At 61.8% G+C, this 15,537-nt stretch carries 12 protein-coding genes and 1 pseudogene; 8 read left to right on the top strand and 5 right to left on the bottom strand.

Translation table 11 applies throughout. The annotated features are described in order from the left end of the window. Nucleotides 1-186: 186 nt before the first annotated feature. Both C2R25_RS02035 and C2R25_RS02030 read left to right on the top strand, forming a co-directional pair. The gene (locus C2R25_RS02035; protein ID WP_233203715.1) at nucleotides 187-2,502 is read left to right on the top strand and encodes a CoA transferase; all 2,316 of its coding nucleotides are present in this window, start codon (nucleotides 187-189) and stop codon (nucleotides 2,500-2,502) included. A gap of 4 nt (nucleotides 2,503-2,506) precedes the next feature. Further along, entirely contained in the window at nucleotides 2,507-3,361 is an 855-nt protein-coding gene (locus C2R25_RS02030; protein WP_103727641.1) for an enoyl-CoA hydratase-related protein, read from the top strand. A gap of 129 nt (nucleotides 3,362-3,490) precedes the next feature. Here the strand turns inward: C2R25_RS02030 and C2R25_RS02025 are convergent, their stop codons facing one another. The 3 genes from C2R25_RS02025 to C2R25_RS02015 form a co-directional block, all read right to left on the bottom strand. After that, nucleotides 3,491-4,297, bottom strand: coding sequence for a tyrosine-protein phosphatase (locus C2R25_RS02025; protein ID WP_103727640.1), 807 nt, complete (start codon nucleotides 4,295-4,297; stop codon nucleotides 3,491-3,493). Nucleotides 4,298-4,369: 72 nt separating this feature from the next. Next, nucleotides 4,370-5,830, bottom strand: coding sequence for a coniferyl aldehyde dehydrogenase (locus C2R25_RS02020; protein ID WP_103727639.1), 1,461 nt, complete (start codon nucleotides 5,828-5,830; stop codon nucleotides 4,370-4,372). 139 nt (nucleotides 5,831-5,969) lie between these two features. Continuing rightward, nucleotides 5,970-6,743, bottom strand: coding sequence for an SDR family NAD(P)-dependent oxidoreductase (locus tag C2R25_RS02015; RefSeq protein WP_103727638.1), 774 nt, complete (start codon nucleotides 6,741-6,743; stop codon nucleotides 5,970-5,972). A gap of 152 nt (nucleotides 6,744-6,895) precedes the next feature. Between C2R25_RS02015 and C2R25_RS02010 the strand changes: the two genes are divergently transcribed. From C2R25_RS02010 to C2R25_RS01985, 6 genes are all read left to right on the top strand, one after another. Continuing rightward, complete coding sequence (locus tag C2R25_RS02010; protein ID WP_103727637.1) at nucleotides 6,896-8,113, top strand: acyl-CoA dehydrogenase family protein; 1,218 nt, start codon at nucleotides 6,896-6,898, stop codon at nucleotides 8,111-8,113. Nucleotides 8,114-8,118: 5 nt separating this feature from the next. Then, nucleotides 8,119-8,910 (top strand): enoyl-CoA hydratase/isomerase family protein, encoded by a 792-nt coding sequence (locus tag C2R25_RS02005; protein ID WP_233203714.1) that lies wholly within the window; start codon nucleotides 8,119-8,121, stop codon nucleotides 8,908-8,910. 7 nt (nucleotides 8,911-8,917) lie between these two features. After that, complete coding sequence (locus C2R25_RS02000; protein ID WP_103727635.1) at nucleotides 8,918-10,111, top strand: acyl-CoA dehydrogenase family protein; 1,194 nt, start codon at nucleotides 8,918-8,920, stop codon at nucleotides 10,109-10,111. Nucleotides 10,112-10,194: 83 nt separating this feature from the next. Next, on the top strand, nucleotides 10,195-11,358 hold the full coding sequence (locus C2R25_RS01995) for an acyl-CoA dehydrogenase family protein (protein WP_103727634.1): 1,164 nt from the start codon (nucleotides 10,195-10,197) through the stop codon (nucleotides 11,356-11,358). Beyond that, entirely contained in the window at nucleotides 11,348-12,403 is a 1,056-nt protein-coding gene (locus C2R25_RS01990; protein ID WP_103727633.1) for a phosphotransferase, read from the top strand. The genes C2R25_RS01995 and C2R25_RS01990 overlap by 11 nt, the downstream gene beginning before the upstream one ends. 719 nt (nucleotides 12,404-13,122) lie before the next feature. Continuing rightward, on the top strand, nucleotides 13,123-14,085 hold the full coding sequence (locus tag C2R25_RS01985) for a TetR/AcrR family transcriptional regulator (RefSeq protein WP_103727632.1): 963 nt from the start codon (nucleotides 13,123-13,125) through the stop codon (nucleotides 14,083-14,085). Between the two features lie 406 nt (nucleotides 14,086-14,491). On the opposite strand, the gene C2R25_RS20115 is transcribed toward C2R25_RS01985, so the two are convergent. Further along, the gene (locus C2R25_RS20115) at nucleotides 14,492-14,818 is read right to left on the bottom strand and encodes a hypothetical protein (RefSeq protein WP_146049601.1); all 327 of its coding nucleotides are present in this window, start codon (nucleotides 14,816-14,818) and stop codon (nucleotides 14,492-14,494) included. 26 nt (nucleotides 14,819-14,844) lie between these two features. Then, nucleotides 14,845-15,323 (bottom strand): annotated as a pseudogene (locus C2R25_RS20790) (IS630 family transposase); the annotation flags it as partial. Nucleotides 15,324-15,537: the final 214 nt, after the last annotated feature.

The raw sequence follows: 15,537 nt of genomic DNA, 5'->3' as shown, positions 1-15,537 counted from the left end.
GTCCTGTTACATGAGCAGATTGGCTGGGCTAGTAGCCGCAGGCACTATGGCGACCAGCGGCACACTCGCCGCGGTTCCCAGTTGGCCGATCCGGCGACGCCGATCCAATCTGTTGCCTTGTCCGCAAGGCTAAAGCGGAATTCGCAATTACGGTCGCGCAGCGAACGATAACGAGGGAGCATGATGTTGGCGGACACTGTCACAACTTTGGAGGTCCCTCTGGAAGATCGGTCGCTCGCGGGAGTTCGCGTACTCGACGCGGCGCCAGGAGCGATGGGGGCCATTGCCCGTCACTTCGCCGAATTGGGAGCCGATGTTGTACGGCTTGAGCCCCCCGAAGGATCTTCTGATCGACGCGATGGGCGGATCGCCGCCGGCATGAGCCTTGATTTCGTTGCAGCCAATCTCGGCAAACGTGCCGCCACGATGGAGCGGTTCGAAGCGCTCGCATGTGAGGCCGATATCCTGATCGTTGCCCGGGGCGAAGTCGAAGTGGCTGGCTTACGGAGCCGCTACCCTTCGCTGGTGATCCTGTCGGTGTCCGATTTTGGAGACACGGGTCCATTCGCTAAATGGATAGGTGGAGACGCCTTGTTCCACGCGCTTTCCGGCGAGTTGTCGCGTTCCGGCATTCCAGGACGTCCGCCACTGCTTCCGCCGGGAGAACTCGCACTTTCCTGCGCCGCCGTTCAGGCTGTCTACGTCACCCTGTTGGCATACTGGGAGGCGCTCAAGTCGGGGCGCGGAGACCATCTCGACTTCTCCATGCTGGATGGTGCCGCGCAGGCGCTGGATCCCGGCTACGGCATCGCTGGCAGCGCCGCAGGTGGCGTGCTGGCCAGCAAACTCCCCCGCGGCCGCCCCGACGTGCGCTTCATGTACCCGATCTTTGCGTGCAAGGACGGCTTTGTACGTTTGTGCATCTTAGCGCCTCGCCAATGGCAGGGCATGTTCGAATGGATGGGCCGCCCCGAAGAGTTCGCTGATCCCTCGTTCAACAAGATGCCGGTTCGGTTCGCATCCAAGACGCTGCTGCCCGCCATGGCCCGGCTGTTCGCTAACAAAACTCGCGAGCAGGCAGAGGAAGAAGGGCAGCGCTACGGTGTTCCTGCTGCCGCCGTGCTAACGCTCGACGAGGCGCTTGCCACCGAACAGGTAGTGGCGCGGCGCGCGTTCAGAACGGTGCGGTTTGGTGCTGACCTCGAAGCGCCGTTCCCTGACGGCGTGCTGGAAATTGACGGGGCGCGGATGGGCATCGCTGGGCCACCGCCGGGGCTGCCCGAGAGCGATGTCGTTTGGCGTCCGCGTGCGGAGCCGTTGCGGCCCCCAGCTGCCGGTGGCCGACCGTTGGAAGGCCTAAGAGTCCTTGATCTTGGCGTGATCGTCGTTGGAGCAGAAACCGGGCGTTTGCTGGGAGATCAGGGCGCGGATGTCATCAAGGTTGAAAGCTCAGCATTCATCGATGGCAGCCGACAGAGTCGGTCGAGCGCGCCGATCAGTCCCACCTTCGCCACTGGCCACCGCAACAAGCGCAGCCTCGGCATCGATCTGCGCCACCCTCGCGGCAAGGAGTTGATCGAGGCCTTGATCCGGCAGTCAGACGTCGTGCTCTCGAACTTCAAGGGAGGTACGCTGCAGTCGCTGGGTCTTGATTATGCGACGATCAAGGCGATCAACCCGCGCATCATTCTCACTGACAGTTCGGCATTCGGGCCTTCGGGGCCTTGGGCACGCCGGATGGGATATGGTCCACTCGTCCGCGCGTCAGCCGGGCTGACGATGCAATGGCGTTACCCTGGTGAAGCGGAAAGCTTCTCCGACGCGATCACTGTGTACCCCGACCACGTCGCGGGCCGCATTGGCGCGATCGGCGTCATCGCGCTTCTGATCCGCCGTTTGCGGACCGGCGAAGGCGGTCAGGTCAGCGTGAGCCAAGCAGAGGTCATGCTCGGCCACCTGGCGCCCCAAATTGCTGCGGAGGCGTTGGAACGTGCCGGGCATCCAGTCACCGTCCCGTCACAGCAGACAGCGGTTCTCCCCTGCGCCGGAGACGACGAGTGGTGCGTCGTGGTGGTGAGGAACAGTGCCGACGAATTGGCGATCGCGCGCGTCACGGCTGGCCTTCCGCTCCCCGACTGGGCGCGTGAGCGCACCCCGCGCGATGTCATGGAAGCGCTGCAGGCGGTCGGTGTTCCCGCAGCGGCAATGCTGCGCGTGTCGGAGCTTCCCAGCTTTGGCTATTATGTCGAGCGTGGCTTCTTTCGTGAGTCAATCCATCCACGCATCTCGGAACCGCTCACGATGGAAGCGGCCCCTGTGCGGTCCGAGAACCTCCCCGAGCCACCGGATTTGCCCGCGCCATTACTGGCGGAGCATAGCGGTCAGTTGCTCCGAGAGAGGCTCGGCCTATCAGCGGCGGAGGTCGAAGACTTGCTGGCAGCGGGCGTGATCGAACAATCCGCTGAACGGACGGGCGGAGACGACGCTCCTGTAACCGCGTAAATCTATGTACGAGCAGATCATCGCGCATTTGGAAGGGCCGGTGCTGACCCTGGCCTTGAACCGGCCCGACAAGCTCAACGCGTATACCGACCAGATGGGCGGCGAACTCGCGGATGCGATTGAGCGTGCCGACGCGGACGATGCGGTTCGCGTAATTATCCTGACTGGTGAGGGTCGCGGGTTCTGTGCGGGCGCTGATATCTCCTCTGGCGCTGGTAGCTTTGATGCCGCGGACGGCGGCCGAATCAACTTCGGCGGGGCCGGGGAGGGCAGCAGGGGACCGCGATTGATAAGGGCGCTGTTCAACTGCCGCAAGGCCACGATCGCTGCATTCAACGGTCCTGCCATTGGCGTGGGGCTAACCCTTGCTCTTCCGGCGGACATCAAGATCGCCGCCGCGGATGCGCGTTTCGGCTTCGTCTTCGCTCGGCGTGGGCTCGCACCAGAGGCCGCCAGCGCCTGGTTCCTGCCGCAACTCGTAGGCCTTTCGCGCGCCTTGCGCTGGTGCCTGACGGGGAGCATCTTTGATGCCCACGAGGCGCTTGCGGCGGGATTGGTGAGCGAATTGACTACCGCCGAGGAGCTTCGCGGTCGCGCCCGGGTGATCGCTCTGGAAATATCGCGGGAGACGGCCCCCGTTTCGATCGCAGTGACACGGCAGCTGCTCTGGCGACATGCCGCGGCCGATCTGCCATTCGATCTCATGGCGCACGAGCTTGGTCTGATCTCGGCAATGGGCTCCAGTGCGGATGTTCGTGAAGGCGTCAGCGCATTCATCGAGCGCCGTTCCCCTGCCTTCCCCGGTCGAGTCAGCAGCGACATGCCGCCGGATTTTCCTTGGTGGAGCGATGGCCCTTGAACGCACGCGCCTTCCGAGCGTGATTAGCTCCGCTGACGAAAAACGCGGGCTGCTGCATGGTAGCCCTGCGTTACGGATGCGAGCCTGTCTCGCGCAAGCAAAGCATGAGGGCGATCAGCCCTCTGCGCGTTAGGCGTCTTCCAGCAACTGCTCGTGCAGCCGCTCCAAGGTGGCAGCGGTAAGGCCGAGTGCCTGGATCGCGAAGTTGCGCGTGGAGCCGTATCGCACCTCCATCGCTTCAAAAGCGGCTGTGAGGTAGCGGGGATCGGACCGCATGATAAGCTGCAAAGCTGCTGGTGAAAGCCGATCGATCCACCCCTGCGAAACGCCTGCTCCGGCCGCCGCGTTCTTTTTCAGTCGGTTCCAGTCTAGCAACTGTTCGGTTTTTGCGTAGTCGGCTATGACATAGGGCCGCTCCACTCCTAGCAGCTCAAGCAGGAGTCCGACGGCAACGCCTGTACGGTCCTTGCCGGCGGCACAATGGATCAGGACGGGCGTCGCTCCGTCCGCAATCGCCTCGTAGAGCTCACGAAGATGGAGGCGATGTTCCTCCGCAAGCACGCGATATAGCGCGAGGACCGCCTCGAGATAGTCCTCGTCACTTCCGTCCTGCCGGTATAGCCCGTCATAGCCTTCCTCGCGGGCCAACGACACATCCCACGCGAGCACGCGTGCGCCAGTTAAGAGAGCTTCGTGCGTCGGGCTCTGCTCGCGCTCGGAACGGCGGCGAAGGTCTCCGATCGTCGCAATGCCGAGAGAGCGGATAACGCGCACATCGTCTGCAGTCAGTTCATCGAGCTTGGCAGAACGCCAAAGTAGACCTCGGCGCAGCTGGCGGCCACCCATCGTGGGATAGCCGCCGATCTCGCGGAAATTCTGCCCGCCCACAAGCCGGATGATCCGGTCGGGTTGCACAGCGTCGACATGGCTCAGCATCTCATACTCCAACCAATGACCATCCGCTCACGATCTTGACTTTGGCTTCACACGGACGTGCGGATAGCCGCGTCACTTGATCGATTTTTGCACGAACGCCCGGAACTTCGCTCCATAGGGCGGACGCAGCATTCTCATCGGGCCGAGATCCTTGCTCAACTGTCTATAGATCGCCTTCATGTGGCTGAACTCCCGGAAGCCTTCGGCCCCGTGATACGCCCCCATCCCGGACGGACCGATCCCTCCAAACGGAAGGTTCTCCTGCGCGCAGTGCATAATCACGTCGTTGACAGTCACACCGCCGGAAGTCGTGCCTTCGATAACTTGCTCGCGCTCGGCTCCGTCGGTGCCGAAATAATAGAGGGCCAGCGGACGATCTTTCGCGTTGATAGCCTGGATTACCTCCCCAAGATCCTCATAGGGCCGAACTGGTAGCAACGGGCCGAAGATCTCGTCCTGCATCACTGCCATTTCGTCTGTTGCATTCAAGATGAGCGTGGGGGGAATGCGGCGATGTGGTTGCTGAGAGAAATCTTCATTCGCAGGGTTAATCTCGACGATGTCGGCCCCCTTGTTGCGCGCATCGTCGACATAGCTCCGGATGCGATCGAAGTGCCGTTCGCTGATGATCGCTGTATAGTCCGGATTGTCCTTGAGCGAGGAGAACATGGCGGTGGTCGCGGCTTTTGCGGCGGCAACGAATTCCGGCATACGGTCGCGCGGAGCGTACACATGGTCAGGCGAGAGGCAGATTTGCCCGGCATTCAGGGTTTTGCCCGCCATGATCCGGGCGGCCGTTGTTTGCATTTCTGCGCTCCTGCCGATCACCACGGGGCTCTTGCCGCCCAGCTCCAAGGTGAGCGGCACCAGGTTCTCCGCGGCCGCGCGCATGACGTGCTTGGCGATCGATCCCGCGCCCGTGAAGACGAGGTGATCGAAGGGCAGCGCTGCGAAAGCCGCGCCGATGTCGGCGCCGCCCGTAACCACCGCGACTTCCTCAGTTGCGAAACGTTGCTGGAGCAGTTCTCTTAGCAGCTCCGACGTGCGGGGTGTGAACTCCGACGGTTTGATTAATGCCCTGTTGCCCGCCGCCAGCACTCCTGCAAGCGGCGAGAAGACCAGACCGACTGGGAAGTTCCAAGGCGCGATAATCCCGATCACGCCTTTGGGCTGGACACGGATCTCCGCCCGTGCGCCTAACAACCCGAGAGGAAAAGGCTCTACCTTGCGCCGCTCGACGCGCATCCACCGTTCCAGATGCTTGCGGTTGTGACGCAGTGCTCCGATCGGGCTCGCGATGTCAGTCAACGCGGTCGCGTGCAAAGATCGGTTGCCGAAATCGGCGCAGATCGCTGCCTCAATAGCAGCGCTATTCTCCTGGAGCAGCGCAATGCAGCGATCGAGTCGGTCTTTGCGCAGTGCAATCGAAGGAGATCCATCGCGCAGATGGGCTCTACGCTGCAACTCTAGCAATGCGGGGAGGTCCTCACATCGCGGACTGCTGTCGGACTTTATCTCGGTTACCTTGTTCATGGCCTGTCTCACTTCCCGTTCGTTGAGGACCGGCGAGAAGCCGAGTCCGGCCGCTGACCTTCCTGCCCATCGTCAGCTTCAGTGATAATCGATGGAATGCCAGATAGATTGGCTGCATTTTGACTACAGTGTCCGGCGTTTACCGCCCACCTTGTCCGTCATCGACCTTAATGACCGTTCCGGTCACCGCATCAGAAGCGGGTGACACGAGGTAGAGCAGGGTACTGTCTAGCTGAGCGACATGGCCGGCCCGCTTGCGAGGATTGCTTTCGATGAAGCCATCACCCATGCGTGAGCGCATTCCGCTTAGCATCTCGGTATCGAAAGCGCCCGGAGCGATGCAGTTGACGTTGATGTCAAGCGCGGCCCACTCGACCGCAAGCGCCTCGGTCATTCGTACCACGCCCGCTTTCGTAACAGCATAAAGCGACGCGCCCTTCATGGTGCTGAAGGCTGCCATCGAGGCGATGTTCACGATGCGCCCATGCTTACCCGCTTTTATCAGTCGCCGCGCAACTTCCCGGGAGAGAACAAAGGGTGCGCGCATGTTCACATTTATCACCTGATCAATAAAATCTAGTGACATCTTGGTCGCGAGCTGCGCATCAGGCATACCAGCATTGTTAATGAGGATTGTGATCGTGCCCAGCGCCTCGTCAACTTTGTCGATGGCGCCCGCAAGCGAGGCGCCGTCAGCAACATCCATTGGAACCGCAAACACTGTGGCTCCCGCATCGCGAAGCTCTTGTGATAGCGATTCCAGACGATCCTCGCGCCGACCCGCGATAGCCACGCTGGCTCCCGCTTGCGCCAGCACCCGAGCGAACCGTTCGCCGAGGCCAGATGTGGCACCCGTGACCAGCGCAACCTGCCCACTGAGATCATGGCTGGCATAGGGAAGCGGGTAGCTCATGGAAAAACACCCTTCTCGTAAGATCCGCGCGAAGCGCCCTTGAGTCGCATCGCCGGCAGAGAAAAATCGAAATCGCGCGAATCTTTCGGCTAGTAACGCTGAGCCATGCGTGTATTTAAGCAATTGATCAAGGCATGGTTAGGACGAGCCCGATGGATTTCGATCATAGCGACAAGGTGAAGGCGCTCGTCGCCAAGCTCGAAGCCTTCATGGACGCGAATGTGTACCCGATCGAGCACGAGATCGAAGGTTGGAATGCAGACCCGGCGAACCGGTGGCAGCCCTGGCCAGGGATCGAGGTGATGAAGGAAAAGGCGCGCGCCGAAGGGCTGTGGAACCTGTTTCTGCCGCATGAGTATGGCGAGTTCAGTCCGGGGCTCACTAATCTCGAATATGCGCCTTTGGCCGAGATCATGGGCCGTGTGCCCACTTCGCCTGAATTCTTCAACTGCTCCGCGCCGGACACCGGAAACATGGAGGTGCTGGCGAAATTCGGGACGCCCGAGCAGCAGGAGCGATGGCTCAAGCCGCTCCTCGCGGGCGAAATCCGGTCGGTCTACATGATGACCGAGCCGATGGTCGCTTCGTCGGACGCAACCAACATCAGCACGACCATTGTGCGCGATGGGGACGACTATGTGATAAACGGCGTCAAGTGGTGGATCTCGGGCATCATGGATCCGCGTGCCAAGCTGCTGATCCTGATGGGCAAGTCGAATCCCGAAGCGCCGCGGCACGCGCAGCATTCGACGATCATCATCCCGCGCGACACGCCAGGCGTCTCGATCGTTCGCACGATGCGCGTGTTCAACAACTGGCACTCGCCCGGCGGCGAGGCAGAGGTGCGGCTGGAGAATGTTCGTGTGCCCGCGTCCAATCTGATTCTTGGGGAAGGCCGCGGCTTCGAGATCGCACAGGGTCGGCTCGGGCCGGGCCGCATCCACCACTGCATGCGGTCGATCGGCCAGGCACAGCGGGCGCTGGAAGTGATGTGCCGCCGGGTGGAGAACAGAGTGGCCTTCGGCAAGAAATTGTCCGAGCAGAGCAGCATTCGGCGTGACGTGGCGCGCTCGTTTTGCGAGATCGAGCAGGCGCGCCTGCTCACGCTCAAGGCTGCCGACGCGATGGACAAATACGGCAACAAGGTTGCCGCCGACCTGATTGCCGCAATCAAGATTGTCGCCCCGCGAATGGCGCAGACAGTTACCGATCGTGCTATCCAGGTGCACGGCGGCGCGGGGGTCTGCGACGACACGCCGGTGGCGGATGCGTTCCTGATCAATCGATATCTGCGAATCGCGGATGGGCCGGACGAGGTCCACATGAACCAGCTCGGACGGCTGAAGATACGGCAGTACAATCTGCAATGACGACGGTGGGGCAGGCTTCGGAGGGGCAGGTGCAAGTCGAACGTCGCGATACCGTCGCGATCGTTCGCTTCGCCAACCCGCCGCACGGCTTTGTCGCGAACAAGGGCGCGGCGCAGCTTTGCGAGGCCGTGGGGCAACTAATCGAGGACAACGGTATCCGGGCGATCGTGCTGACCGGCGGACAGGAGGGCGTGTTCATCCGGCACGCCGATGTCGGCCAGATCGCGCGGGCGGCCGACGCGCTTGCGGGCGGGCGGATCGCGCCGTCCAGTTTCGTCACTACACCCTTCATGGAACTGGGCGCGATGCTGGAGGCGGCGCATAAGCCGGTGATCGCCGCGATCGATGGCGTTTGCATGGGCGGCGGCTTTGAGCTGGCGCTCGCCTGCACCGTCAGGATCGCCAGCCCTATGGCACGAAGCATAGGCTTGCCGGAGATCCGGATCGACATCATCCCGGGCGCGGGCGGGATCAAGCGGCTTTCGGACGCGATCGGTATGCATCGCGCCCGCCTCTTCGCACTGCGGGGCGCGGTGGTAAGTGCCGAAGAGGCGCTCGACCTCGGCCTTGTCGATGAGATCGCGCCGTCTGCGCTCGATCGGGCGGTCGCGCTCGCAGAGGAGTTCGCGGGCCGAGCCGTTACGGCTGTCCGGGTGATCATGAGGCTGGCGCGCGAGCAAAGCGGGCTGGAGGGCGTCGGCATGGCCATGGGCGAGCTGCTGCGCGACGATCAATCCGCAAGGGCGCGCCTGCATCGTTTCACCGAACAGGGCGAATGGCTCGAAACGCTATCCTGAGGACATCATGCCGCTGACATCTTCACCTGATCTCGACGCCTTCCGCGAGGAGGTCCGCGCGTTTTTCGAGACGGAATACCCTCAAGACTTGATAGAGAAACAGCGCACCGGCATTCTCGATCGTGCGGATCAGGTGCGTAACCAGCAGGCGCTTCAGTCTAGGGGCTGGCTCGCTCCCGCTTGGCCCCGGGAATATGGCGGCGCCGGCTGGGATCCAATTCGTCGCCACATCTTCGAGGAAGAGGCCGACCGCGTCGGAGTGCCGTTCATCGTACCGATGGCGGTTATCTATGTCGGGCCGGTGATTTATACCTTCGGCTCGGACGAGCAGAAGCGCCGCTGGTTGCCAGACATTTTGGAATCCCGCGCGTTTTGGGGGCAGGGCTACTCGGAGCCGGAAGCGGGTTCAGATTTGGCAGCGCTCCGCATGACGGCACGGCGCGAGGGCGATCACTACGTCCTGAACGGCACCAAGATCTGGACCTCCTACGCGCAGTGGGCGGACTGGATGTTCTGTCTCGCGCGGACCTCTAAAGAGGCGCGCCGGCAGGATGGCATCAGCTTCCTGTGCCTTGAGATGAACACGCCCGGCATCAGCGTGCATCCGATCATCACGCTCGATGGCGTCCACCACCTCAACCGGATCGAGTTCCAGGATGTGCGGGTGCCCGTCTCGCAGCGCATCGGCGAGGAGGGCAGGGGTTGGCACTATGCGACGTTCCTGCTGCAAGGGGAGCGATTGTCCTACGCGCATGTATCGCGCAAGCGCGAAGACTTGCGAATTCTCCGCAGGCTTGCGAGCGAGATGGCCGGGGAGGGTGGCGGAGCGATGATTGACGCGCCGCTCTTCGCGGCGAAGCTGGCGGGGTGCGAAGTCGCGGTGGAAACGCTCGGCATCTCCGTTCTGAGAGCCCTCATGGCCGGAGACAGCGTGAGCCAAGCCGAGGTGTCCACGATCAAGATCGCTGCCACCGAGATCGCGCAGCGCATCACCGAACTGGCGATCGAACTCGCGGCCGAAAGCGGAGCTGTGTTCGCCAACCGCCATGCCCCGGACTGGCCCGCCCGAATGCCGCTCGTGCCGCGTTTCGCCCCGCCGGCGATGGCAAGTTATCTGTTCGAGCGCGCGCAGACTGTCTACGGCGGGGCCACAGAGGTGCAGAAGAACATCGTCTGGCGGATGCTCGCCAGCGGCTATTGAAGGACGCTTCTCATGGAAATCAGGCTTTTGCCCCCGCCTTGCGCTTGTCACCCGGTTGTTGCGCCGTGTGTCAGAGAGCGCATATGACCGCCCGCGCGGCCGAGATTGCACAGCGGGTCGAGCGCTTCGTGCGCGACGTCGTCGTTCCTTACGAAAGCGATCCACGTCGCGATGGGCACGGCCCGAGCGATACGCTCGTGATGGAAATGCGGGAAAAGGCTCGCAGCGCTGGCGTGCTTACGCCCCATATCCTGGAGGACGGCAGCCACCTGAAACAAGTCGAGACCGCGCTGGTGCTGCGTATGACGGGGCTTTCGCCACTCGGACCGCTGGCCTGCAATACGATGGCGCCGGATGAGGGCAACATGTACCTTCTCGGCAAGGTCGGCTCTCCCGAGCAGAAAGCGCGCTTTCTGAAGCCGCTTGTCGAGGGGCGCGCGCGTTCGGCTTTCTTCATGACTGAGCCGGCAGGCGAGGGCGGTGCGGGATCGGACCCGTCGATGATGCGCACCACGTGCCGCCTCGACGGCAACCAGTGGGTGATCAATGGCCGCAAGGCCTTCATCACCGGCGCCGACGGCGCCAGTGTCGGCATCGTGATGGCGAAATCGGAAGATGGCGCCTGCATGATCCTGGTTGACCTTCCCGACCCGGCAATCCGGATCGAGCGAGTGCTCGACACCATCGATTCCTCGATGCCAGGCGGACACTCGATCATCACGATCGACGATCTGCGGGTCCCGGCCGATCAGATGCTCGGCAAATCGGGCGAAGGCTTCAAGTATGCCCAGGTGCGTTTGTCCCCGGCGCGTCTGTCGCACTGCATGCGCTGGCTGGGTTCGTGCGCTCGCGCCCATGAGATCGCGACGGACTATGCCAACCGACGCATGGCATTCGGCAAGCAGTTGATCGACCATGAGGGCGTGGGGTTCATGTTGGCCGAGAACCTGATCGACCTGAAATCGTCGGAACTGATGATCGACTGGTGCGCCGGCGTGCTCGACGGCGGCAGCCTTGGCACCGCGGAAAGCTCGATCGCCAAGGTTGCCGTGTCGGAGGCTTTGATGCGCATCGCCGATCGTTGCGTGCAGGTGATGGGCGGCACCGGCGTGACCGGCGATACGATCGTCGAGCAAGTCTTCCGCGAAGTGCGGGCTTTCCGCATCTATGATGGGCCTACCGAAGTGCACAAATGGAGCCTCGCCAAGAAGATCAAGCGCGAATGGAAGGCGGCAAATGGTCACTGACGCCGCCGCGAACTCGGGCGCGACCGGAGTGCGCACGCCGATCGACCGAGAGTCGCTGGTCCGCTGGATGACGGCGAACGTAGCCGGTTTCGCCGAACCGCTGGTGATCGAGCAGTTCAAGGGCGGACAGTCGAACCCGACCTATCGTCTTACCACTCCATCGGCGCGCTACGTGCTACGCCGGAAGCCCCCTGGCCCGGTGCTCAAGGGCGCGCACGACGTACTTCGCGAAGCGCGCGTGTTGAGCGGTCTCGCTTCTACGCCGGTGCCCGTGCCCCCCGTGCTCGGTGTCTGCGAAGACGATGCGATTATCGGGTCGCCCTTCTACGTCATGGCGCTCGTCGAGGGACGCATATTCTGGGATGCGTCCTTCAGCGAGGTGGAAAAGCGGGAGCGCGCCGCCTACTTTGACGCCATGAACAAGGCCATGGCCGACTTGCACCAAGTCGATTTGCATGCCGTGGGCCTGGGGGACTATGGCAAGCCGGGCAATTACTTCGAGCGGCAGATCGGCCGCTGGTCCCGCCAGTATCACGACGACGCCGAGGCGGGCCGCGACCCCGACATGGATGCCTTGGTGGCGTGGCTTCCAACCGCCATCCCTTCGGGGGAGGAAAGCGCGATCGTTCACGGCGACTTTCGCTGCGACAATCTGATCTTTCACCCTACCAAGCCGGAGGTGGTCGCCATCCTCGATTGGGAGTTGTCGACGCTCGGTCATCCGCTCGCCGATTTCGCCTATCACGCGATGATGTACCGAATGCCACCCGACATCGTCGCCGGTCTTGGGGGCACGGATCCGGTACCTCTTGGCCTTCCCACCGAGCGCGAATATGTCGCAGCCTACTGCGCGCGCACAGGACGCGGCGGGATCGCCGACTGGGATTTCTACCTCGCGTTCAACTTCTTCAGGCTTGCCGCGATCTTCCACGGCATCAAGGGAAGAGTGATCCGTGGGACCGCGGTTTCGGAGAACGCGCGCGAGCGTGCCGCGGCGTTCCCGCGGCTGGCCCGACTGGGCCGCGAGACGATGGAGGCTAGCTGACACTGCTCAGGGCAGGGTGATTGGTAGCTTCGCGCCCGCTTTTCAGAGCGGGAGGTTCGGTCGCATCGCATTGAGGAGCGCCGTGACGAAGTGCTGGCGCAGTGGGACATCGCTTTGGACGAGTTGCGGATTGCGCTGGCCGACACTGACCTTTCGGTTGCAAATTCAACTCTGCCTCGCTTCTTGCGCGCCACGGCATTAAGCGGACGAAGACGGGGCACGTGATCGAGTAAAACCGCCTCGGCGGCATAAGGCAGCGTTATGCCTGTTCTAGTAGCCTGTGCCACCTCGATCCGCGATGCCTGGTGTTCATCGACGAGGCTTGGATCGCAATCAATTATGAGGTGCAGCGCACGGTCGCGCACCTTGAGGCTGCGCTTGCTGGTCGGCTTTCCCCATCGTCACCACAAGGTCCCAACACTGGTCACAGACTACCCAAGAGCAGGATAACGCCTAGTTGCTTGACCCCCAGAGAAGAAGAGAGTTCGGCTTTCAGAATACGCCGCGGGTTGTGTGTTCGAGCGAGCCTCTAAAACGCTTGTACTAGCTTCAGCGACACCCAGCGATGCTGGCCTCAGCGAAAGCGAACTGCTAGTCCCCGGTGGGGAGTGAATGCCGTGGCCACGAAGTTGAACTGTCCGCAAAGATTAGCAGAACCGTCTCACCGGAGATTGGTTGCGGTTGTCACCCGTCAGTGGGAGCAACCCGGCGCAGGAGGGATGTCGGCCCGCCAGATCGCCTTGCTTGCTGATGCTCCGGTCTCATCGATCTACCATCACTTTGGTTCTTTGGAACACCTGTTTTCAGTTAGCCAGGAGGAGTGCCTTGCTGCTGCCGAAACGTGGTGCAATCGGCAGGTTGAGCAGATCGCCGACTTCGGCGGCTCGCCGGAGAGCTGGGGCAGCTACTTCGCGCTTGTGGTGGACGAATGGTCCTACATGCAACGACCGCTCGCTTTTGCATGGCGTGAATGCCAGCTCCTGGCCCATCGGCGTCCCAACTTCGTCAACTTGGCCGAACGCTGGCACAGCCTATGGCAGAGTTTCTGGGAGCGGGTGGGAGCGCAATTCGAGCTCGGCTCGAGGACAAGCGCAGTCGAGCGCATCTTCGACAACGAGAGCCTCTTGCACATGCTGTGTTGGCGCCGCAGCATCGATCGTGCGGCGCTGGAAGAGAGAGGGCGCGGCCTGGCTGCGTGGCTCTCCGGCGAGCCGGCGCCCGCAACTCCGTGGCGCGATTTCGCCCAGGCGCAAGCCTTGCTGCTGATGCCCGCTACGCCATCAGGTGACGAAATTACCGAGCGGATCAGGCAAGCGGCCGCACACCTGATTGAAAACGCGGGTGTGGCCGGCGTCACCCATCGCGCCGTGGCAGGGCAAGCTGGTCTCACGCTGAGCACCGTTGCGTACAAGTTCCGCACCAAATCTGCGCTGTTGAAAGCCGCGTTCGACGGTGTTTCCGTTGCACTTAATGCCCAGACGGACGAGAGAGCTAAACATGGCACTCCTGCCAGCCTCTCAACACTCGCGGATGATGTCATTCAGGCTGTCGAGCGTACCAACCGTGTAAGTCTTGGAAACGCGTTGTATGTGGCAGTCGCGCGCGATGCAGACCTTAACGCGTTCGGTGCGCAGCTTCGTTATCTTCGAGGCCGTGCCTCGCTCGCTTTGCTGCCACCCTAATTGGGACATGGCGCCAAATGAGCATCTTGAAAGGCGCTTTGTCCTCAAGTCGCTTGAGCTCCCAGCTTCGCGCGTCTTATCTGGAAACTTTACGAAGGTGGGTCATGCAGCGCAATGTGAGCTCATCCTGCTGCAGTCTCAATGGTCGCGGAGAATGGTAGGAGATTGCCAAACATCATGTTTATCGTAGTATCATGTCGCGCCAGTGGCGCGGGTGGCGAGCTGTAGATGAAACTATCCGAGGGCATTTGATCATGATCTGGTCGGGGCGCTTGGACTCTCAACATCCGCGTACTTGGTCTGCCTCAATGGGCTTCCAAAAAGAAGCTTCCGCACTTCCATCTTGTGCTAGCAGGATCGCCAAGGTCCAATCTATCGATACGCCGAGTTGCTCTCCCTATACCGCTCAGATCTTACGTAAACCAAAGCCTAATTGAGGATGCTCATCAGGGGCTCCGATTGACAGGTCAGTGTAAAGTGTTAATAGCAGAACACGTTGTAAGTACTTTCTACTTTCACGATTGTTGGTCAGTGCAGAAAGCTTATCGCAGTGTGTGCGAGGCAGGCACCATGGTGCTTGTACCTGAACGAAGCCCCACTCTTCAAACTTATCGAAGAAAATCTGTTTCGTCATGTAGGCTGTTGCAGATCCTGTGCGCGCTGCTGCTGCGGCCGACAAATTGTCTTTCTCGACCTTATACCAACCTGCATTGATCAGAACCGACGCGCCCATTTACGGCGACCGATGGTCATGATGCGTCAGGGCTGATCGACGAGCTTGTTCCGGGCTTCGCAACGACGGTCGACGATGTTGACGTAGGATGTGAAGACGCGATTGGAGAGCCAGTTCTCACGCACGGACTGCCAAATGTTCTCGACTGGGTTCAGCTCGGGGCATTTGGCCGGTAGTGCGACGATGCTGATGTTAGCGGGACCTTGAGCTTGCCGGTCATGTGCCAACCGGCCTGGTCCATCAGCACGAGCGCGTGGCCTCCAGGCGCGACTGTGAGCGAGATTTCGGCCAGCTGCAGCGACATCGCGTCGGTGTTGCAGAAGGGCAGGATCAGCCCGGCGCCCTTGCCCGGCTCGGGGCAGATGGCCCCAAAGATGTAGGCCGATTTCGTCCGCTGGTCCCAGGGCGCCGAGGGTCGCGTGCCGCGGCTGGCCCAACGCCGCGTGATCTTGTTCTTCTGGCCGACGCGCGCGTCGTCCTGGAACCAGATCTCTAGGGCCGTGCCTTTCGGGATGGTCTTCCTGACCTTCGCCACCTCGGCGGCGAGACCCTTTCTAAAGGCCTACATGGCCAATTCATTCTGCGGTAGTGGTGTCAACCGGCGCGCAAAACTGACCCCCTATCGGCGCCCAATATTGACCCCACCTTTCGGCAGCGCGGCGGTTATCCCGGTAGTCGATAGGAGGGGCCCACGGACGACGACGCGCACCGTCAGGTGT

Source organism: Novosphingobium sp. HII-3 (assembly GCF_002916655.1).
GTDB classification, from domain to species: Bacteria; Pseudomonadota; Alphaproteobacteria; order Sphingomonadales; family Sphingomonadaceae; genus Novosphingobium; species Novosphingobium panipatense.
Note: the sequence above shows the minus strand (reverse complement) of the source record. Positions and strands in the feature narration are given on the sequence as shown.

Excerpts from the sequence above, each read along its gene's own strand:
- C2R25_RS02000 (WP_103727635.1), top strand. The coding sequence starts at position 8,918 with ATGCCGCTGACATCTTCACCTGATCTCGACGCCTTCCGCGAGGAGGTC.
- C2R25_RS01990 (WP_103727633.1), top strand. The coding sequence starts at position 11,348 with ATGGTCACTGACGCCGCCGCGAACTCGGGCGCGACCGGAGTGCGCACG.
- C2R25_RS02010 (WP_103727637.1), top strand. The coding sequence starts at position 6,896 with ATGGATTTCGATCATAGCGACAAGGTGAAGGCGCTCGTCGCCAAGCTC.
- C2R25_RS02015 (WP_103727638.1), bottom strand. The coding sequence starts at position 6,743 with ATGAGCTACCCGCTTCCCTATGCCAGCCATGATCTCAGTGGGCAGGTT.
- C2R25_RS01985 (WP_103727632.1), top strand. The coding sequence starts at position 13,123 with ATGTCGGCCCGCCAGATCGCCTTGCTTGCTGATGCTCCGGTCTCATCG.
- C2R25_RS02025 (WP_103727640.1), bottom strand. The coding sequence starts at position 4,297 with ATGCTGAGCCATGTCGACGCTGTGCAACCCGACCGGATCATCCGGCTT.
- C2R25_RS20115 (WP_146049601.1), bottom strand. The coding sequence starts at position 14,818 with ATGGGCGCGTCGGTTCTGATCAATGCAGGTTGGTATAAGGTCGAGAAA.
- C2R25_RS02020 (WP_103727639.1), bottom strand. The coding sequence starts at position 5,830 with ATGAACAAGGTAACCGAGATAAAGTCCGACAGCAGTCCGCGATGTGAG.
- C2R25_RS01995 (WP_103727634.1), top strand. The coding sequence starts at position 10,195 with ATGACCGCCCGCGCGGCCGAGATTGCACAGCGGGTCGAGCGCTTCGTG.
- C2R25_RS02030 (WP_103727641.1), top strand. The coding sequence starts at position 2,507 with ATGTACGAGCAGATCATCGCGCATTTGGAAGGGCCGGTGCTGACCCTG.